We start from the raw sequence: 19,337 nt of genomic DNA on the forward strand, positions 1-19,337 counted from the left end.
CACCATGAGTACGGAACCGGTATCACTCGACCTCGACCGGCGCTCGTTCCTCAAGGCGAGTGCGTTAGCAGGTAGCATAGCTCTCGGTGGAAGCGGAGCCGGACAGGTGCTGGCCCAGAGCGACGACGACGTAGACGGGACCGACACCGACGCCGAACTCACCAAGACCATCTGTAACTACTGTTCGGTCGGCTGTGGCTTCCACGGCGAACGGAAGGGCGACTCCTTCGTCGGGATGGAGCCCTGGGAGGACCACCCCATAAACGCCGGATCGCTCTGCTCGAAGGGCGCGGGCATATACGAGACCGAACACTCCGAGAAACGACTCAAGCACCCGATGATCCAGGAGAACGGCGAGTGGAGCAAGCTCTCCTGGTCGGAGGCGTACGACCGACTCGCGACCGACATCCAGGCGCTGTGGCCCGACCACGACACGAGTCCGTCGGAGGCGGTCGACGTCGACGCCGAACACAGCCGCGAGAGCGTCATGTTGCTCGGCAGCGCCCACCACTCCAACGAGGAGGCCTACGCCATCCGGAAGCTGGCGGCGTTCATGGGCACGAACAACATCGACCACCAGGCCCGCATCTGTCACTCCACCACGGTGACCGGACTGGCCAACACCTGGGGATACGGCGCGATGACGAACACCGTCCAGGACTACCGCAACTTCGACCTGGACATCATCATCGGCCAGAACCCCGCCGAAGCCCACCCCATCGCGATGCAACACATCCTAGAGGGTCAGGCCCGCGGCGGGGACATCCTCGTCCTCGACCCCCGGTTCACCAAGACCGCGGCCCACGCCGACGAGTTCATCCGGTTCAGACCCGGCACCGACGTGGCCCTGATGATGGGCGTGGTCAAGGACCTCCGGGACCGTCACGGCCTCGCGCTCGACTCCGACGCAGACGACACCGGCCAGAACATGCTCGCCGACCGCGTCCAAGGCTGGGAGGACGTAGACGCCGAACTCGACCAGTACGACAAGGAGACGGTCTCGGACATCACCTGGGTGTCGGTCGAGGACATCGAACGCATCGCCGACATGATCGCCGACGCTCGCCCGCACGTACAGATCGAGTGGGCGATGGGCGGCACCCAGCACAACAACGGCACCCAGAACATCCGCTCGTACGCGATTGCGAGCCTCGCCTCGGGGAGCGCGGCCCGGAGCGGCGGCGGCCTCCAGGTGATGCGGGGCCACGCCAACGTTCAGGGCGCGACCGACCTCGCGGTCGCCAGTCACATCCTGCCGGGCTACTACGGGCTGACTCCCGGCGGCTGGTCGTGGTGGGCAGACATCTGGGACATGAACCCCTACACCAGCGGCTCTACGTCCTTCGCCGACCTCTACGAGAAGTTCGAGCTGATGCCCCCCGAGAAGTACGCCCGACAGAGCGCGTCGTACGGGGACGGCGATGCGGCCGACCTGCCGCCCAACGCCGACCACGGCCCCGAGAACCCGGCCGAGAACTCGATGATGTTCCAGAACGGGCTCACGGTCGCCCGCTGGTTCGAGGCCGCGCTCGACCAGGAGGACCGCTATCAGGAGACGCCGATCTACCAGCCCGACCCGGTGAAGATCGCCTTCTTCTGGGGCCACTCGGCCAACTCCATCAGCGAGATGGAGCAGATGAAAGAGGGGATGGAGAACCTCGACCTGCTCGTGGTCATCGACCTGTTCCCGGGGGTCGCGACGGTCCTGCCCGACTACGAGGAGGGGCCGCCGGTGCTGTTGCTCCCGGCGTCGAGCCAGTACGAGCACTATCGGTCGCTCACGAACACCAATCGGTCGGTCCAGTGGTCCGAGCCGGTCGCCCCGCCGAAGCACAACTCCAAGCCCGACCTCCAGATCATGCAGGAGCTCGCCGACCACCTCGGGTTCGGCGAGCATTTCGACTGGGGGTCCGGTTCGGAGATGTACAACGGCAAGTCGTCCTACGAGGACGTCATCCGGGAGTTCAACCTCGGGACCAACACCATCGGCTACCGCCAGACGCCCGAACGCCTCCAGCAACATCTGGAGTACGACTACGCGTTCTCCAACGAGGACCTCAAGGGCGCGGAGGGGACGCCCGTCGCGGGCGAGTACTGGATGCTCCCGTGGCCGTGCTGGGGCGAGGACCACCCCGGGACGCCCATCATCTGGAACGACGACCTCGACCCCAACGACGGGGGTCAGGACTTCCGGACCCGGTGGGGCGTCAGCGCGCCGACCCCCGAGGAGTGGGAGGAGATGTCCACCGACGAACCGTACCCGTTCGAGGAGACGCTGAACGCGGTCGGCGACCGCTACGAGAGCGAGGAGGAGGCGCTCGACCTGACGCGAGCGCCGTACGTGCCCGACTGGGCCGACGACGACGACCTCGCCGAGGACGGCCAAATCCACGGCGTGCCCGAGTACCCCGGTTGGAAGACGACGCCACCGAGGAGCCTCCTCGACCCGAACCAGCGGGTCCAGCCCGACGAGCTGACGATTCCCCAGCAACACGCGCTGGACAACAGTAGCTCGGTCTACACCGCCGCGGAGGCGCTGGCAGACCCCGACACGGGGAGCGCGGCGTTCGACGAGTACCTGAACCAGAAGATCGCCCCCGGCATCGACCCGTCGTTCTACGAGGAGTACGACTACAGCCAGCCCGACGCGCCGACCGGACGCGGGCGGGCGCGGGCGGTGGTCTGGAGCTTCCTCGACAAGGTGCCGATTCACCGCGAACCCATAGAGAGCCCGCGGCCGGACCTGGTCGAGGAGTGGCCCGCGAACGGCCAACAGCACAACTTCTACCGGCTCGACCAGAACAACGGAACCGAGCAACAGCGGGCCAACGACATCATCCACAACAGCGACGAGGGGCCGACCCTCGACACCATCATGACGACCGGCCGTCAGGTCGAACACCAGGGCGGCGGTTCGGAGACGCGGTCGAACGTTCACACCGCCGACCTCCAGCCCCACATGTACGCCGAGATCACGCCCGCGAAGGCGGAGGAACTCGGCGTCGACGGCGGTGACCTCGTCGTCGTCTCCTCGACCGACCGCGGGTCGGTGCTGGTGAAGGCGCGGGTGACCGACCGTCCGAACGACGAGGAGGTGTTCCTGCCGTTCCACTGGGGCGGCGTCTTCAAGGGCAAGAGCCAGGAGGACCAGTACCCCGAGGGGACGGTTCCCTACGCCATCGGCGACTCGGTGAACGCGATCACGTCGCGCGGATACGACGTCGAGACCCAGATGCAGGAGACGAAGGTGTCGATGGTCGCGGTCCGACCCGCGACCGACGACCTGCTGGAGGAACTCAACATGGACGTCGACCTGGAGTTCCCCCAGGACCGAGACGGCGTCGGCACGCAGAAGAGCTTCGACGTCCGCGACGGGTCGACGGTCCAATGAGGTGATCAAGAATGTCAAAATCAAATCAGGAAGTGATGGGCGACGGTGTGATGGGCGTCGGCGAGAACACCCGGATATTCCCGGACGTGGAGGCCTGCATCGACTGCGGCGGATGCGTCGTCGCCTGCAAGCGAACGTGGGACGTTCCGCGAGACGAACAACGAATCAGCATCTCCACGATGCTGGAGGGCCAAGAGGGCGAGGGCGGCCTCAACGCCTCCAGCGGTCGAGCGATGGAGCAGGGGACGAGTCCGGGCGAGACCTCGATTCCGATGCAGTGTTACCACTGCGACAACGCCCCCTGCGTGTCGGTCTGTCCGACCGACTCGCTGGTGAGCATGGAAGACGGGTTCGTGAACGTCCGCGACAGCCTGTGCATCGGCTGTCAGTACTGCCTGTCGGCGTGTCCGTTCGGCGCGCCCCAGTTCCCCGACTCCGACGAGGGCGTCGCCGACATCGTCGGTAGCGGCGGGACGATGGACAAGTGCACGATGTGCGACGAGCGCCAGGAGGTCGGGAAGGGGCCCGCCTGCGCCGAGGAGTGTTCGACCGACGCCATCCTGGTCGGCGACGCCACCCAGATCGCAGACGAACTCGAACGGCGCGACAGCGGCGTGTTCTTCAACGACGTCGCCATGGAGATAATCTTCGGAGACGACGCGGAGGCGTTCTGAATGACGGGATACGACCTCCCCGAGGACGACGTCGACACGTACAGTCGGTCGGCGATAGTCGTGGCCGCGGCGGTCAGCCTCGCGGTCACCGCGTTGCTGGCCTGGGTCGCGGCCGGGTTCGACGTCTTCTACGAGGGACTGTTCCGGGTCGGTCCGACCGTCGAGGGCGGCGGCGTCGGGGCCGACTGGGTCGCCGGGAACACGATGCCCGCGCTCGACCTCCTCATCGCGCTGGTCCACGCCGCCGACGTGATACTCGGCGTGTTCATCCTGTTCCTGCTGTTGCTCCACTGGGCGGCCTTCCGTCGACTGGCCGCCCGGATGCGGTCGCCCGAGGAGGCCCGCGAGGGCGTCGCCGCCGACGGGGGCACCGAGCGCCCGGAGGGAGGTGAGCCCGAATGACGAACCTCGACCACGGGAAGTTCACGCGGATGACGACGACGTTCCACTCGTTGCTGGCGCTCGACGTGTTCGCGCTCTTCTTCACGGGGTACGCCATCATGTTCAACGACCACCTCTGGTGGCTCCTCGTGCTGATGGGCGGCAACGTCGGGGTCGTGGCGCTCCACCGCATCGCCGGGCTCGGGCTCGTGGCGCTGGTGACCTTCTGGGTCGTGATGATGCTCATCACCGACACCGGCCGTAGCAACTTCCGGAAGGTCGTCCCCACGGGCGACGACATCGCCGCGTTCGTTCAGGACGTGAAGTTCATGCTGGGTCGGGCCGACGAGCGCCACCCCAACGCCCGGCAGTTCGCGGGCTACGATTCCGACGAGGTCCCCCTGCTGTCGTACGTCGGCAAGGGCGTCGTCTTCATCTTCGCCATCGAGCTGACCCTGCTGGTGATCTCCGGGCTGCTCATCTGGAGCAAGACCGGGTTGATGCAATACTTCGCGACCAAGACCGCCGCGATGGCCTTCGTCGTCTTCCACGGCCTGCTGGGCATCATCATGCTGATGGGCGTCATGTTCCACATCTTCGAACACGGCTTCCACCCGGCGTTCTACCCGCTGGAGACCAAGGCGTTCATCCCGCGGCGGATGATTCCCGAGAGCCACGACGACGAGGATGTCGAGGGCACCGGAATCGAACGGCTGTCGCTCGCGCCGAGCTGGAATCTGGTCGCGAACCTGATGGGGGTGCTCGTCACCGTCGGCATCGTGAGCGTCATGACCGCGAGCATCGTCGACGAGGGCTATCCCGTCCCGCGGGAGCTCGCGGTCGAGGGCGGGGTGATAGAGCTCCTGCTCACTATCGGAATCAACATCGGCATCTTCGTGCTGTTCGTGGGACTCGTGCTGTCGCTGTACGGCAACGTCATCCGACGGCGGTGGGAGCGCCAGCTCCAGGAGCAACGCGAGCGACCGACCGCGGGCGACGGCGAGGTCGCCTCGGCCGAGGACTGAGGTCCCGTCCCGGTCGCTGAGCCCCCATCACGGCTGTTTCGAGGCCGCTCCGGCACGGCCGGAGCGGCCTCGAAACGGCGGTTACGTGATGAGGGTCGCGCCCTCCGAGGAGAGTTCGACGGTCACGTCCTGTCGGGTCTGTTCCTGAATCTGGTCGATGTTGCGGGTCAGCACCCGGAGGATGTCCTCGGGCTCCGGATAGACGAGCATGTTCCCGTCGTCGTCCTCCATCACCAGTTGGGTGTCCGAGAGCGCGACCTGATCGCCCTCGATGCTCGCGACGATGGCCTGTAGCTCCTCGGCACCCCCAGGGTCGCCCTCCTCGACCATCGTGACGTAGAGGGCGTCGAGGCCGATGAGGTCCTTGTACTCGCGCACCCGTCTGGCGCACTCGACCATGTCTCGCGTGACCGCGGTCTTCGGTTCGTTTCCGTGGTCGCCCTCGTAGCAGTGCTTGCAGACCCGGAGTTCGATTCGCATGGCCGCCACTACGTAGCCCCCCGTATTAGGATTGTGGCACACGGTAACGCCCGACCCCACTCTCCCGGCCCCGCGACGCCACACCGGCCAAGACTCTTTACGGCGTGTCCCGAACCGACGCGTATGCGAAGCGGTGTCATCCTCGCTGGCGGTCGCTCGACCCGATTCGGCGACGCCGACAAGGCGGTCGCCGACCTCGCGGGGACCCCGATGGTCCGACGGGTCGCCGAGCGAATCGCCCCGGCGGTCGACGAGGTAATCGTCAACTGCCGCGACGACCAGCGCGCGGCCGTCGCCGACGCGCTCGACGGACTCTCCCGCCCGGTGTCGTTCGCGCTCGACCCCGACCCCGACCTCGGTCCGACCGCCGGAATCGCGGTCGGCCTCGACGCGGCGGCCGGGGAGTACGCGCTCGTGGTCGCCTGCGACATGCCGTTCGTCGACCCGGCGTTCGTCGAGTACCTCTTCGACCGGGCCGCGGGCCGCGACGCGGCCGTCCCGCGCCCCGACGAGTGGTTCCAGCCCACGCAGGCCGTCTACCGTACCGCCGCGATGGCGTCGGCCTGCGAGCGAGTGCTCGACGCCGAGGACCGGCGGGTCATCGCCGCGCTCTCGGACCTCGATTCCGTCGTCGTCGACCGGGCCGAGATCGAGCGTCACGCGTCGATGGAGACGTTCGAGAACCTCAACACCCGGGAGGAGTTCGATGCCGCGCACGACCGGTTCTGAGGGGCGGTCGAGGGGGGTCGCCGCCCACGTCGGGAGGGGGTGGACGTGACGCCCAATACCGTCTCGCGGGACCGCCTCCGGGCGAACGCCGCCGACTGTCCGCTCTGTGGCCGCCAGATTCCGGAGCCGACCGAGCGACTCGTCGCCTTCGGCCCCGTGGAATCGGTGACCGCCGACACCGCCGACGCCGTCGAATGCACGGCGTGCGGCGGCGTCTCCTTCTTCCGACCCCCGCCCGAGGAGACCGGGTGAGGGCCGGGACCTCCTCGCGGTCGGCGGGTCACCCCTCGACGACGCCGACCAGCGGCTCGTCGGCGCGCATCTCGGCCAGCACCACGCGCGGAACGTCGGCGCGCGCGAGGAGCTCCGCGGCGATGTCGCGCGCGGTCGCTTCGAGGGCGTCGTCGTCGACCATGTTTATCAGCGGGACGACCGTCGCGTCCTCGGGGACGCCCTTCCGGCCGCCGTCCCGGCTCGCGAGCACGGCCGCGACGTCGGCGGGTCCGAGCGTCTCGCCCGGCTCCCGGCCCGTGAGGGCGGCCACGCGGTCGACGCGGTGGACGCGCTCGTCGCCGAGCGGTTCGCCGACGACGTGGGCGCTCGCGATGGGGACCACCGTGTCGGCGGCCGCCGGTATCCGCGGTTCCCGGTCGTCCGGGGCCTTGAACTCGCGCATCCGCGCGCCGTCGGCCTTCACGAGAAGGGAGTCGGCGTGGCGCGCGAGCTCGTCGACGGTCTCCCGGTCGTACCCGCGGTAGCGGTCCGACCGCTCGCGTTCCGGGACGACGCCGAGCGGCCGCTCGTCTGCCGATTCGACCGCAGACACCGGGTCGTCGGTGACGACGACCCGCTCGACCCACGAGTCGAAAATCGGGATTCGAACGGTGGCTGTGACGACCGCGCTGTCGAGGCGTCCGGCGAGCGTCGCCATGGTGGTCTTCTTGCCGCCCGCTCCGACGACGCAGGTCGTGCCCCGGCGGGCTTCGAGGGCGTCGACGATGTCCATATCCGGGAGACGGAGCCGCGGGGTTTAAGCGTGTCTCCGGTCCCGCGGTCGTGGCGCGAGAGACGCCCGACCAAAGGTCTTTGCCGACCCCTCTCCTCTCGCGAGACGATGACACGCAGTGAGTACGACGCCGTCGTCCTCGGCGTCGGCGGCGTCGGGAGCGCGGCGGTCTACCACCTCGCGAAGCGCGGCGTCGAGGTCCTCGGCATCGAGCGCTACGACGTTCCCCACGCGAGGGGGTCGTCGCACGGCGACACGCGCATCTTCCGGCTGACCCAGCACGAGCACCCCGACTACGTCCCGCTCGCCGAGCGGGCGGGCGAACTCTGGTGCGAACTCGAAGCCGAGTCGGGCGCGGCGCTGCTGACCCGGACGGGGTCGGTCCACGCGGGCCCCGCCGACGGGGCGAAGGTCGCCGACGCGGTGGCGTCCTGCGAGCAACACGACCTCCCCTACGAACTCCTGACCGCCCGGGAACTCCGCGAGCGGTTCCCGGGCTACCGACTTCCCGAGGGCCACCGCGGCGTCTACCAGCCCGACGGCGGCTTTCTGGCCTGCGAGCGAGCGATAGCGACCCATGTGAATCGGGCCCACGCCCACGGCGGCACGGTCCGCGCCCGCGAGCGCGTCCTCGACTGGGAGCCCCGCGAGGACGGCGTCCGGGTCGAGACCGACCGCGACACCTACGAGGCCGACCGCCTCGTCGTGGCGACCGGCGCGTGGGCCGCCGAACACCTCGATGTCCTCTCGGGCGCGCTGACCCCCCAACGCCGGGTGATGGCGTGGTTGCACCCCGAGGACCCCGACCTGTTCACCCCCGAGGCGTTCCCCGTGTTCAGCGTCGACGTGCCCGAGGGGAGCTTCTACGGCTTCCCGGTGTACCAGCGCCCGGGGTTCAAGTTCGGGCGAGCGCCCGAGGACCCCGAGACCGTCGACCCCGACGACCTGCGCGAACCGACGCTCGCCGACGAAGAGCGCCTGCGTCCCCTCCCCGAGACGTACTTCCCCGACGCCGCCGGACCCACGATGAAACTCGCCTCCTGCGTCCTGACGAACTCCGAGGACGGCCACTTCTATCTCGACACCCACCCCGAGTACCCCCACGTCTCGTTCGCAGTCGGGCTGACCGGCCACGGCTTCAAGTTCGCCAGCGCGCTCGGCGAGGTGCTGGCCGACTTCGCGACCGAGGGCGACACCGACCTCCCCATCGACCCCCACCGAATCGACGGTCGGCTCTGAGCCGTCGGTGGCTCGTGGGTGACCCGCGACCAGCGCGCGATTCCCGCTAGCGCGCGACCTCGCGGCCAGCCGCCAGCGTACCGCTCCGCCACTTGCGGCCAGCGCGCCCCCGCGACCCGCGGGTCGCGGGGGCGCGCGCCCGAGAGCAAGATACATGTGGGGCGGATGAGACGAACGACGTGATGCGGCGGTCCCCGACGAGACGTGAGTTCCTCGGCACCCTCGGAGCGGGAAGCCTCGCGCCCGCGAGCGTCGGGAACGTCTCGCTGGACAATGCGACCGACCCGCTCCGGTCCCACCCCTTCGCTCCCGAACCCTCGGTCGAGTGGTCGCGCGAACTCACCGACGGACGGGTCCAGCCCCTCGAACTGGCCGACGGACGGCTCTACGTCCGGACGCTGCGCTCGATTCGGGCGCTCTCGCCCGACGGCTCCGAGCGCTGGCGGGTCGAGACCGGCGACGGCCAACCCGACGTGGTGGTCGGTCCCGACTCGGCGTATCCGGAACTCGACTCGACGCTGTACGTGACCGGAGACGAGACGGTCCGCTCGCTCGACCCCGACGACGGCGACACCGGATGGCGGTACGACACCGAGGAGTGGACCTCGATATGGGGCGTGACCCCCGAACTCGTCCTCGTGCGCGACGGGGGAGTCACCGCCCTCTCGCGGGCCGACGGAGCGGTCCGGTGGCGGTACGACTTCGACGGACACGCGTGGCTCCGGCCGCAGTACCGCGACGGACGGCTCTACGTCGGGACGTCCGAGGCCGAACTCCACGCGCTCGACGCCCGCGACGGGTCGGTCCGGTGGCGGGTCGACCGCTCGACCGGGGAGGGTATCGAGACGGAGACGCCGAGCCTGCTCGTCGCGGCGGTCGCCGACGGCCGCGTGCTCGCGTGGAACGAAGACGACGGCACGGCGACGGCGTTCGACACCGCCGACGGGACCGAACGCTGGCAGTTCCGAACGGACGAGGCCCCGACGGGGTTCCCCGGGACTGCCGCCGACGGGACCGTCTACCTCAACGACTCGGGCACGATTCGCGCGCTCGACGCCGGAGACGGTCGCGAGCGCTGGTATGCAGACCTCGGGGCGGAGTCGGAGTGGAAACCCACGCTACTCGGCAAGGGCGTCTACGTCGGGACCGAAGACGGACTCGTGGCGTTCGACCCGGACGGTCGCGAGCGCTGGCGGGTCGACGACGGAACGCTGGCTCCCCTCGAACTCGTCGACGGCGCGCTCGTCACGGCGACCCCGGACGGAACGATGTACGGTCTCGGCGTCGACGACGGAGCGGTCCGGTGGCGCTTCGAGTTGCCCGGCGACCTCGGGTGGATACCGGTCGCGTCCGAGGGGCGCGTCTACGTCGGCACCGATTCGGGGCGGATGGTCGCGCTCTCGGACCCCGGTCCGACGCCCGTCTACGACGCCTACCGGGCCGCCACCTCGACCGCGGGCCTCGCGGTCGGCGGCCTGCTCGGCGGCGCGCTGGCGGTCGGCGCGTATCGCTACCGAAATCGCGACGACGCCGACTCCGCCTCCGACCCCGCCCTTCCGTCCGAACCGCCCGTCTTCGAGGACTACGAACTCCTCGGAACGCTCGCCGAGACCGAGGTCGCGGAGGTCCACCGGGCCCGCGCGCCGGGCGGGACCGAGGTCGCGGTCGAGCGCGTCGCCGACGCGCTCGACCGCGACGCCTTCGCCGAGGCGCTCGTAACGTGGGCCGACCTCGACCACGAGGGCGTCCTCGACGTTCGGGCGTGGGACGCCGACCCGGTGCCGTGGGTCGCGACCGAACTCCCGGACGCGACGCTCGCCGACCGCGCGGGCGACCTGACTCCGCGCGAACTCGCCCGCGCGGTCGCCGACGCCGCCGAGACGGTCCACCGCGCCCACCGCGAGGGCGTGGTCCACGGCCGACTCGCGCCCGAGAGCGTCTGGCTCGCGGGCGGCGAGGTCCGAGTCGGCGACTGGGAACTGGCGGCCGAACTCCGCGGGGAGTTCGACGAGTCGGACACCGACCGGCTCGCCGCGATGGTCCGCGACCTGCTCGCCGACGAGCATGTGACCGAGAACGTGGATGAGGTCCTCTCGCGCGCGCTCGCCGACGACCCCGCCGACCGCTACGACTCGGCGCTCAAGTTCGCCGACGCGCTCCGGTGGGTAGCGAGGACGGAGAAATAATAATGCCTAAAGTATAGGAAAGTATACGTGATTGCTGATGAGAGGTTATTCCAATGACGGAGGACTCGATTACAAGAGAGGACCTGTTGAACAGTGTCGACAGTAACCCAGACTCGAGTTTTAGGGACATTACTACAGAACGACGTCGTACACTCAAGTCCATACTCGGTGTCGTTACTGGAAGCGCCGTCGGCTCTTTTGGACTTTCCCAGCGGTCGGCCGCAATGAGTGCGGAGGAACTCGAAACTGCACGGACCGTTGCACAAGAGTACTACTCCCCACAGAAGATTCAGCAAGTGTTCCGGACCCACGCTTCGGAATTGGTGCAACGGTTGGCACGAGATGGATATCTCGAACGTGACACCGTTTCCGTTCTTCCAACCGATCAACTACACGACTCGGTTAAATCCTATTCCCAAGCCTCTGAGGGTGTACTTATCAACGCGACTGCATCCGGCGGGAATCCCACTGTGAAAATCCAACTAAAATACCCGCTTTCCGAGGAAAGCGAAATCGTGTTCGTCGTCGATCCACAACGCGAACGCGGTCAAGCTTTCTTTGAGGGCAACTCCGTGGAGGAGGGAGTGAGTCACTACACCGCGAACAGGACCGGGAGTGACGACGTCATCATTCGAAGTTGCGACGAAGCGTGTGAAGACACCCCCGAATATAAATGTGCTTACACCTGCAATAAATACGATGAGTGTGGTTGTGCGAACGTGAAAATATATGATAGCTGTACCGATCACGACTGCCGCGGTTGCCATCTTATTGATTACGATTGCTCTAGTTGCGGGAATTACTCCTGTGATTTCTAGCAACAGGAATTACTCCGTGAGTTATTCATCCAATCAATAAATATGTCTGATGTATCCCTCCCGAGACGAGAATTCGTAACTGCTTTTCTTACACCACTATTATTTCATTCAGATGTAACTGACGTCACGTCGATGCGGCCGTTCGTCTCCCGTCCTAAAACAGACTGGTCGGTGGAAACCGGCGGTACGACACATCTCCGCACAGTTGTCGACGGCGAGTTGTACGTCGCCGGAGAACAATCCCTTTCGGCCCTCTCGGCGTCTGATGGGACGAGACGATGGGAACTCGAAACTCGGATAGAAAACCCGTTCGTGACCGAACAGATGATCGGCGAATCTGTCCTTTCCGTATCCGACGCACAGAGCGTCTCCGTGTATCAACGGGGGAACACAGAGCAGAAGTTCGAAATCTCACTGGATGGCGAACATAGTGCGTCCAATCCCGTCGTTCGAGATGGTCGCCTATACATCGTCAATGGTGATTTGTCCACGACGTCGGCCGAGAGTGGAGAGACACTTTGGTCATTTGACCCATCTCTCTCACTCACGGAGAACTTGCTCGTGCGGTCCAAATCGGTCTACGTTGGCGGATCGGAGGGAACAGTTCACGCAGTGTCAGTCGCCGATGGAAACGAACGATGGCGGGTCAGAGTCCCCGGAGACGACGTCGAGAGCTCCTATTCTCGAATCCGACCTCTCGAACGCCTCTCACGAGACGACGCGTCTTCTGACAGTCGAAGAGAAAGGATGGTTTATCTTTGGGCCCAAAGAGAGGGCGTTCTGCACGCCGTTTCGGAATCGGCGGCGACTGCTGCGTGGAGCTTCTCCTTCGATCACGACTACTTTTCGTTCCCCGGCGTCGTTTCGGAACAGGGAATATATGCAGTCGATGGGACAGACGTACTCGCCCTCTCTCCCGAGGATGGCTCCGAGCGATGGCGATTCTCGGCGAACGAACCGCTCCGATGGTACTTCTGGGTTTCTCAGGACACGGCATACGTTCACACAGAAGACACCCTACACGCTATCGATATTTCGGACGGCCAGCGTCGGTGGCACTCGAAAATCGAGAAAGAGACCGTGATGACCGTTCCCGAACATGGCGTGTCTACGACTAGACGAGACGATTCTCCAACTCGAGTAACCGCGCTTTCACCTCGAACGGGGGACGTTCGATGGGCATTCGACAATGACCGTACGTTAACCTCGCGTCTCGTTTCCGGGGGTACGGTGTACGTCGCCGATCAGGCTGGCACGGTGTGGTCACTCTCGCATCCACCGTCGTACGGGACGATGGCGAAACGAACCGCTCGGCGTTTTGGGCCGCCACTCGTTGTGAGCGGCCTGCTCGGAATCGGACTGCTATTCGGAGCGAACCAGTACCTCCGCTCCGACGACTCGGACGTTCGAACAATCGACGAGTTTGAGCGCGTTGAGACACTCGACTACTCCGGGCCTGCAACGGTTGAGATGGCTCGGGACTCGGAGAACGAAATCATCATGCTTCGACGGTATCCGGACGACCCTGAAATCGCTACGGTCATCGAACGGTGGGCGAACCTCGATATCGATGGCGTCCATCCGGTTCTCGATTACGGCTTCGAACCGGTTCCGTGGGTGGTAACGCCCGTAGCCGAGACCATCCTTGATTTCTCCGAGCATCAGTCAGTTGAAGAAACGACGAAGCACATAGCTTCAGGTGCCGAGATCGTCCACCGAGCACACAGACGCGGTCTCGTACACGGACACCTCGTGGGTGAAAACGTACTCTTTGCCGACGGAGACGTCAAAATCAGTGAGTGGGGTACGTACGCTACCGTTACGGGGACCGAACGGACCGCGTCCGACGACGTTTACGACCTCGCTGTGCTCGCGTATCGGCTCCTCTGCGGACGCGCTCCATCCGAAGATGCTGTGGCTCCCTCGAAAGTGAACGAGCATGTGACCGAGAACGTGGATGAGGTCCTCTCGCGCGCGCTCGCCGACGACCCCGCCGACCGCTACGACTCGGCGCTCAAGTTCGCCGACGCGCTCCGGTGGGCGGTCCGCGAGTAGGGACCGACCCCGAACGTCCCGCGGAACCGCTACCACGGTTCAGAAACCCATTTACCCGCCGGTCGAAAACCAACGGGTAACATGTATCTCCAGTTCCGGGACGAGGTGGAGGCCGCCGTCGCCTCCGCGCTCGAATCGCTCGACCTCCCGACCGACGACCTCGGCATCGAGGACCCGCCCGAGGGCGTTGACGCCGTCCTCGCGTCCAGCGCGGCGTTCCGACTCGCGGGCGAGGTCGGCGCGGCCCCGCCGGAGGTCGCGGGCCAAATCGCAGACGAGATAGACGCGGGCGAGTACGACCTCCTCGCGGCCGCCCTCGCGCAGGGGCCGTACGTCAACTTCCTGCCGAGCGAGGCCTACTACGAGGCGACGGTCGAGTCGGCCCAGTCGCCCGAGTTCGGTCGCCTCGAACCCACCGGCGAGTCGGTCGTGGTCGAACACACCTCCGCGAACCCGACGGGCCCGGTCCACGTCGGCCGGGCGCGCAACCCCATCGTCGGCGACGCGGTGGCGCGCGTCCTCGACTTCGCCGGAAACGAGGTCGAGCGCCACTACTACGTCAACGACGCGGGCCGCCAGATGGCGGTGTTCACGTGGGCCTACGAGACGTTCGACGAGGACGACCTCCCCGACCCCGAGCGCGACAAGCCCGACTACGACCTCGTGCGCTACTACCGGAAAGGCAACGAGGTGCTGGAGGAGGGCGACCCCGACGAAGTGGAGGACGCCGAGGCCGAGATACAGGCCATCATGCAGGGGCTGGAGGAGGGCGACGAGGAGACCTACGACCGTGTGCAGGAGGTCGTCGACACCGTGCTGGGCGGGATGCGCGAGACGCTCTCGCGCCTGCCCGCCGAGTTCGACGAGTTCGTCAAGGAGACCCGATTTCTGCGCGACGGGTCGGCCGACGACGTGGTCGAGCGCCTCAAGGCGCTCGATCAGGCCGTCTACGAGGAGGAGGCGTGGCAACTCGAACTCGACGAGTTCGACATCGAGAACAACTTCGTGTTCCTGCGCTCGGACGGGACCACCCTCTACACGACCCGCGACATCGCCCACCACGAGTGGAAGTTCGAGAACTTCGACCGCGCGATAACGGTCATCGGCGAAGACCACCAACTCACCTTCGAACAGCTACGCCGGACGCTCGAACTGCTGGGCCACGACACCGACCGGCTCGACCAGCTGTTCTACTCCTGGGTCAACCTCCCGGGCGGGGAGGGCATGAGCACCCGCGCGGGCACCGGCATCGATCTCGACGACCTGCTCGACGAGGCCATCGACCGCGCCCGCGAGGAGGTCGAGACCCGCATGGACGACCGCATCCGGGACGACGACCTGACCGACGACGACGTAGAGCGCATCGCCCGGCAGGTCGGCATCGGCGCTGTCCGGTACGACATCGTCGCCAAACAGCCGACCAAGGCCATCACCTTCGAGTGGGACCGCGCGCTCGACTTCGAGGCCCAGAGCGCGCCCTACGTCCAGTACGTCCACGCGCGCTGTTGCGGCATCCTCGAAGAGGCCGGAATCGACCCGAGCGAGGCCTCGGCCTCGCTCGGGGAGTTCGACGCCTCCCTGCTCGAAACCGACGCCGAGCGCGAACTGGTCGAGGTCGTCGCGCGGTTCCCCGCGGTCATCGAGGAGGCCGCCGCCGACCTCGAACCCCACGTCGTCGCGACCTACACCCGGGAGTTCGCCGAGACGTTCAACGCCTTCTACCGGGAGTGTCCCGTCCTCGCCGACGACGTGGACGACGACCTGCGCGAGGCGCGCCTCGCGCTGGTCGCGGCCTCGAAGCACGCGGTCGGCAACGCGCTCGGCGTGCTCGGCGTGGCCGCGCCCCGGTCGATGTGACTCAGACCGGGACCACGAATCCGGACGTGTCGACGAGGTCGCCGCCGACGAACAGGACCGCACCGGCGGCGACCGCGAGGGTCAACGCGACGAACAGCGCTATCCACCAGAACGACACTGACGTATCCTCGGCCATGGAGACGGTGTTCGCGACCCAGGGACTTAGTGATTGGTCGCTTACCTGAATAGCGACCCGAGACGACCGAGGACCCCGCCGCTGTCCTCGTCGTCCTCCAGACCGGCGTCACCGTCCCACTCCTCGTCATCGGTGACGGCGTCGCCGTCGGCGTCGGGGATATCGCCGCCCGGAACGTCGGCACCTGTCGGCTCGGGAGTTCCGCCCGGACCGTCGTCGCGGTCGGGACGGTCGCCCTCGAACGGCACCGGACCGACGCCCGACTCGTCGCTCTCCGGTCGGCCGTCCGATTCCTCCCGCCGGGCCTCCGCTTCCCAGTCGCCGATCTCGTCCTCCAGCGAATCGCCGCCCGCGTCGGGGGCGTCGGCCCCTTCGGTGTCCCCGGACACCTCCCCCGCCAGCGGGTCGTCACCGCCCGTCAGGGAGTCACCTCCGCCGGTGAGGGGGTCGTCGTCGGCGACGCCCGCCAGCGGGTCGTCCGTCTCCGAGTCGGGCGAGTCGGAGTCGTCCCGGAGTCGGTCGTCGCTGATGTGTTCGTCGATGAGGTCGTCGACGCTTCTTGCCTCGCTCGCGGTCGACCCCTCGTCTCGGTCCTCGGCCCCGGACGTGCCTCGGTCCTCGATTTCGGCCGTCCCCTCCGCTCCTCTGCGCTCTTCGCGCTCGTACCCGCCGAACTCGCGTGCCTCCGACTCGTGTGCCTCGCGGTCGTCGCCTCGCGCTTCTGGCCCGTCTCCGGAGCCGGTGCTGGCTCCGCCCGCCGACGACTCCCGTCGGAGCTCCTCGGCGGCGCTCGCCAACTCGCCGCCGAGCAGTCCCTCCGAGTCGCCGCCCTCGATGGCGTCGCGGACGTTCTCGGCGACCTCCGCGCCGGTCAGCGGGTCCTCGCCGGGTCGGGGTCCGGTCTCCGCCGAGAGCTGTTCGGGGTCGACGCGCTCGTCGTCGCCCGCGTCGCTTCCCTCGTCGAGTTCGAGTTCGGGGTCGGGTTCGGCGTCGCCGGTCACGACCGCGGCGAGGTCCCGGTAGGCCTGTCCGGCGGGCGCGTTCGGGGCGAACGCCGCCAGCGGTCGCCCGGCGTCGATGCCCATCGGGACCGCCTCGTCGGAGGGGACCACCGCGAGCACCTCGGTGCCGAGGGTGTCCTCGACGTCGTCGGCGTTGAGGATGTCGCTGCCGCGCTGGGCCAGCACCGCGCCCGCGACCTCGGTCCCGACGCGCTCGGCCAGTTCGCCGGTCTTGGCGGTGTCACGGACCGACGCCACGTCGGGCGTCGCGACCAGCAGGACGGCGTCGGCCAGCGCCAGCGGGACGAGGCTGTCGTAGCTGACGCCCGCGCCCGTGTCGAGCAGGACGTAGTCGTACTCCTCGCGGAGGTCGGCGACGACGCCCCGGAGGTTCGCGGGATTCGACTTGGCGAACGCCTCGATGTCGGTCGCGCTCGGGAGCACGTCGATGTCGCCCGGCGCTGCGTAGACGGCCTCCTCGGCTGTCGCCTCGTCGGCCAGCACCTCGTGGAGGGTCGGCGACTCGACCTCGAAGTCGAGGAACCCCGCGAGGTTCGCCATCCCGAGGTCGGTGTCGACCACGACGACCGAGTGGTCCCGGTCGGCCAGCATCGCGCCGAGGTTGATGGCGGTCGTCGTCTTTCCGACACCTCCCTTGCCGCTCGCTATCGCGTAAACCGTGTCGGACATGGTACTCGTTGTCCCAACCGAACCGTGATACGCATATAAATTTACTCCGTGCGAGGCGACAGATTCGGGCGGGTTCGACGCCGACGCACGGCGTGCGGCAGACGCGCGCATGACGTTCACGGATGGCCTCGCCGTTCGCCGGGCCGCCGCGCGCTCGTGAGCGCGCGGCGGCCCGTGATCGGGTCGAGCGAGCGGGAGTGGTTCCCGGGCGTCGAGGGCCCCCGACGAGTCGTAGGTCAAAGGTTACTTACCCTCTGGAGCGGCTAGAACGTACTAATGAGTGAGGAGGACGAGCAGTCCGACAGGAAGAAATACGAGTTCCGGAAGGTCATCGAGGACCTAAAGGACTACGAAGGCTCCGGGACTCAGCTCGTGACCATCTACATCCCGCCGGACAAGCAGATCAGCGACGTGGTCGCCCACGTCACTCAGGAGCACAGCGAGGCGAGCAACATCAAGTCCAAGCAGACCCGGACCAACGTCCAGGACGCGCTCACGTCCATCAAGGACCGCCTGCGCTACTACGACACCTACCCGCCGGACAACGGCATCGTCATCTTCAGCGGCGCAATCGACTCGGGCGGCGGCCGGACCGACATGGTCACCAAGGTGTTAGAGGACCCGCCCCAGCCCATCCAGTCGTTCCGGTATCACTGCGACTCGGAGTTCCTGACCGAACCCCTCGAAAGCATGCTGGCCGACAAGGGGCTGTACGGCCTCGTCGTCCTCGACCGCCGGGAGGCCAACGTCGGGTGGCTCAAGGGCAAGCGCGTCGAACCCGTCAAGTCCGCCTCCTCGCTGGTGCCGGGCAAACAGCGGAAAGGTGGGCAGTCGGCCCAGCGGTTCGCCCGCCTCCGACTCGAAGCCATCGACAACTTCTATCAGGAGGTCGCCGAGATGGCAAACGACCTGTTCGTCCCCGAGCGCGAGAACCTCGACGGCGTGCTCGTCGGCGGCCCCTCCCCGACCAAGGACGAGTTCCTCGACGGCGACTACCTCCACCACGAGATACAGCAGAAGGTCCTCGGAAAGTTCGACGTGGCCTATACCGACGAGTCGGGCCTCTACGACCTCGTGGACAGCGCCGAGGACGCGCTGGCCGACGCCGAGGTGATGAAGGACAAAAAGGAGATGGAGGAGTTCTTCAAGCAACTCCACGAGGGCGACAAGGCGACCTACGGGTTCGAGCCGACCCGACAGAACCTCGTGATGGGGTCGGTCGACCGCCTGCTCCTCAGCGAGGACCTCCGCAAGGACGTGGTGGTCTACGACTGCGGCGACAAAGAGGAGTTCGAGTTCGTCGACCGCCGGAAGGCGACGCCCGACCACACCTGCGAGAACGGCAGCGACGCCGAGGTCGAGGAGCGCGAGGACGCCATCGAGTACCTGATGAACATCGCCGACCAGCGCGGCACCGAGACCAAGTTCATCTCCACCGACTTCGAGAAGGGCGAACAGCTCAAGTCGGCGTTCGGCGGCGTCGCTGGCATCCTTCGATACTCGACGGGCGTCTAAGCTCTTAGTCCGGGACCTCGATTCCGGTCCCGCAGACCGGACAGGCGTACCCGTCCTCGTCCTCGTTCGACTTCGACTGGGCTCCCGACCAACCACACTCCGGACAGAGGCTCGTCTGGGCGTCCATGTCGGGGCCGTGATACTCCTGACTGAA

17 protein-coding genes are annotated in these 19,337 nt (G+C 67.0%); 12 read left to right on the top strand and 5 right to left on the bottom strand.

Translation table 11 applies throughout. The features are described 5' to 3' along the window. Positions 1-4 precede the first annotated feature (4 nt). The 4 genes from NGM10_RS09225 to NGM10_RS09240 are packed head-to-tail and all read left to right on the top strand — an operon-like array spanning position 5 to position 5,471. On the top strand, positions 5-3,391 hold the full coding sequence (locus NGM10_RS09225) for a formate dehydrogenase subunit alpha (protein WP_253477633.1): 3,387 nt from the start codon (positions 5-7) through the stop codon (positions 3,389-3,391). An 11-nt stretch (positions 3,392-3,402) separates the two neighbouring features. Beyond that, the gene (locus NGM10_RS09230) at positions 3,403-4,065 is read left to right on the top strand and encodes a 4Fe-4S dicluster domain-containing protein (RefSeq protein WP_253477637.1); all 663 of its coding nucleotides are present in this window, start codon (positions 3,403-3,405) and stop codon (positions 4,063-4,065) included. Next, on the top strand, positions 4,066-4,467 hold the full coding sequence (locus NGM10_RS09235) for a hypothetical protein (protein WP_253477640.1): 402 nt from the start codon (positions 4,066-4,068) through the stop codon (positions 4,465-4,467). It begins immediately after the preceding gene. Further along, a complete protein-coding gene (locus NGM10_RS09240) occupies positions 4,464-5,471 on the top strand; it encodes a cytochrome b/b6 domain-containing protein (protein WP_253477643.1) in 1,008 nt (335 codons plus the stop codon). The genes NGM10_RS09235 and NGM10_RS09240 overlap by 4 nt, the downstream gene beginning before the upstream one ends. Before the next feature lie 81 nt (positions 5,472-5,552). Here the strand turns inward: NGM10_RS09240 and NGM10_RS09245 are convergent, their stop codons facing one another. Continuing rightward, a complete protein-coding gene (locus tag NGM10_RS09245; protein ID WP_253477646.1) occupies positions 5,553-5,951 on the bottom strand; it encodes a hypothetical protein in 399 nt (132 codons plus the stop codon). A 123-nt stretch (positions 5,952-6,074) separates the two neighbouring features. On the opposite strand from NGM10_RS09245, the gene NGM10_RS09250 reads away from it, so the two are divergent. Continuing rightward, complete coding sequence (locus NGM10_RS09250; RefSeq protein WP_253477649.1) at positions 6,075-6,680, top strand: molybdenum cofactor guanylyltransferase; 606 nt, start codon at positions 6,075-6,077, stop codon at positions 6,678-6,680. Between the two features lie 45 nt (positions 6,681-6,725). After that, on the top strand, positions 6,726-6,932 hold the full coding sequence (locus NGM10_RS09255; RefSeq protein ID WP_253477652.1) for a hypothetical protein: 207 nt from the start codon (positions 6,726-6,728) through the stop codon (positions 6,930-6,932). 28 nt (positions 6,933-6,960) lie between these two features. On the opposite strand, the gene yqeC is transcribed toward NGM10_RS09255, so the two are convergent. Then, positions 6,961-7,686: a selenium cofactor biosynthesis protein YqeC gene (yqeC, locus tag NGM10_RS09260; protein WP_253477655.1), complete on the bottom strand. Its 726-nt coding sequence runs from the start codon at positions 7,684-7,686 to the stop codon at positions 6,961-6,963. 108 nt (positions 7,687-7,794) lie between these two features. Here yqeC and solA point away from each other — a divergent pair, with 108 nt between their 5' ends. From solA to argS, 5 genes are all read left to right on the top strand, one after another. Next, on the top strand, positions 7,795-8,925 hold the full coding sequence (gene solA, locus NGM10_RS09265) for an N-methyl-L-tryptophan oxidase (protein ID WP_253477658.1): 1,131 nt from the start codon (positions 7,795-7,797) through the stop codon (positions 8,923-8,925). A 182-nt stretch (positions 8,926-9,107) separates the two neighbouring features. Further along, on the top strand, positions 9,108-11,111 hold the full coding sequence (locus NGM10_RS09270) for an outer membrane protein assembly factor BamB family protein (RefSeq protein ID WP_253477661.1): 2,004 nt from the start codon (positions 9,108-9,110) through the stop codon (positions 11,109-11,111). Positions 11,112-11,164: 53 nt separating this feature from the next. Continuing rightward, a complete protein-coding gene (locus NGM10_RS09275) occupies positions 11,165-11,929 on the top strand; it encodes a hypothetical protein (protein ID WP_253477664.1) in 765 nt (254 codons plus the stop codon). A 132-nt stretch (positions 11,930-12,061) separates the two neighbouring features. Beyond that, positions 12,062-13,984 carry an outer membrane protein assembly factor BamB family protein gene (locus NGM10_RS09280; protein WP_253477667.1) on the top strand — a complete coding sequence of 641 codons (1,923 nt, stop codon included), beginning with the start codon at positions 12,062-12,064 and terminating at the stop codon, positions 13,982-13,984. 81 nt (positions 13,985-14,065) lie between these two features. Beyond that, positions 14,066-15,841 carry an arginine--tRNA ligase gene (gene argS, locus NGM10_RS09285; protein WP_253477671.1) on the top strand — a complete coding sequence of 592 codons (1,776 nt, stop codon included), beginning with the start codon at positions 14,066-14,068 and terminating at the stop codon, positions 15,839-15,841. Between the two features lies 1 nt (position 15,842). On the opposite strand, the gene NGM10_RS18190 is transcribed toward argS, so the two are convergent. Beyond that, positions 15,843-15,977: a hypothetical protein gene (locus tag NGM10_RS18190; RefSeq protein ID WP_256504135.1), complete on the bottom strand. Its 135-nt coding sequence runs from the start codon at positions 15,975-15,977 to the stop codon at positions 15,843-15,845. A 41-nt stretch (positions 15,978-16,018) separates the two neighbouring features. Then, positions 16,019-17,668, bottom strand: coding sequence for a cell division ATPase MinD (gene minD / locus NGM10_RS09290; RefSeq protein WP_253477674.1), 1,650 nt, complete (start codon positions 17,666-17,668; stop codon positions 16,019-16,021). Between the two features lie 276 nt (positions 17,669-17,944). On the opposite strand from minD, the gene prf1 reads away from it, so the two are divergent. Next, entirely contained in the window at positions 17,945-19,183 is a 1,239-nt protein-coding gene (gene prf1, locus NGM10_RS09295; protein ID WP_253477677.1) for a peptide chain release factor aRF-1, read from the top strand. 4 nt (positions 19,184-19,187) lie between these two features. Here prf1 and NGM10_RS18195 read toward each other — a convergent pair whose 3' ends face one another. Beyond that, on the bottom strand, positions 19,188-19,310 hold the full coding sequence (locus NGM10_RS18195; RefSeq protein WP_256504137.1) for a hypothetical protein: 123 nt from the start codon (positions 19,308-19,310) through the stop codon (positions 19,188-19,190). Positions 19,311-19,337 lie beyond the last annotated feature (27 nt).

The sequence above is a fragment of the Halorussus salilacus genome (assembly GCF_024138125.1).
GTDB lineage: Archaea > Halobacteriota > Halobacteria > Halobacteriales > Haladaptataceae > Halorussus > Halorussus salilacus.

Bases quoted from the DNA above. Each gene is read 5' to 3' on its own strand.
- NGM10_RS09225 (WP_253477633.1), top strand. From the start codon at position 5: ATGAGTACGGAACCGGTATCACTCGACCTCGACCGGCGCTCGTTCCTC.
- NGM10_RS09230 (WP_253477637.1), top strand. From the start codon at position 3,403: ATGTCAAAATCAAATCAGGAAGTGATGGGCGACGGTGTGATGGGCGTC.
- NGM10_RS09235 (WP_253477640.1), top strand. From the start codon at position 4,066: ATGACGGGATACGACCTCCCCGAGGACGACGTCGACACGTACAGTCGG.
- NGM10_RS09240 (WP_253477643.1), top strand. From the start codon at position 4,464: ATGACGAACCTCGACCACGGGAAGTTCACGCGGATGACGACGACGTTC.
- NGM10_RS09245 (WP_253477646.1), bottom strand. From the start codon at position 5,951: ATGCGAATCGAACTCCGGGTCTGCAAGCACTGCTACGAGGGCGACCAC.
- NGM10_RS09250 (WP_253477649.1), top strand. From the start codon at position 6,075: ATGCGAAGCGGTGTCATCCTCGCTGGCGGTCGCTCGACCCGATTCGGC.
- yqeC (WP_253477655.1), bottom strand. From the start codon at position 7,686: ATGGACATCGTCGACGCCCTCGAAGCCCGCCGGGGCACGACCTGCGTC.
- solA (WP_253477658.1), top strand. From the start codon at position 7,795: ATGACACGCAGTGAGTACGACGCCGTCGTCCTCGGCGTCGGCGGCGTC.
- NGM10_RS09270 (WP_253477661.1), top strand. From the start codon at position 9,108: ATGCGGCGGTCCCCGACGAGACGTGAGTTCCTCGGCACCCTCGGAGCG.
- NGM10_RS09275 (WP_253477664.1), top strand. From the start codon at position 11,165: ATGACGGAGGACTCGATTACAAGAGAGGACCTGTTGAACAGTGTCGAC.
- NGM10_RS09280 (WP_253477667.1), top strand. From the start codon at position 12,062: ATGCGGCCGTTCGTCTCCCGTCCTAAAACAGACTGGTCGGTGGAAACC.
- argS (WP_253477671.1), top strand. From the start codon at position 14,066: ATGTATCTCCAGTTCCGGGACGAGGTGGAGGCCGCCGTCGCCTCCGCG.
- NGM10_RS18190 (WP_256504135.1), bottom strand. From the start codon at position 15,977: ATGGCCGAGGATACGTCAGTGTCGTTCTGGTGGATAGCGCTGTTCGTC.
- minD (WP_253477674.1), bottom strand. From the start codon at position 17,668: ATGTCCGACACGGTTTACGCGATAGCGAGCGGCAAGGGAGGTGTCGGA.
- prf1 (WP_253477677.1), top strand. From the start codon at position 17,945: ATGAGTGAGGAGGACGAGCAGTCCGACAGGAAGAAATACGAGTTCCGG.
- NGM10_RS18195 (WP_256504137.1), bottom strand. From the start codon at position 19,310: ATGGACGCCCAGACGAGCCTCTGTCCGGAGTGTGGTTGGTCGGGAGCC.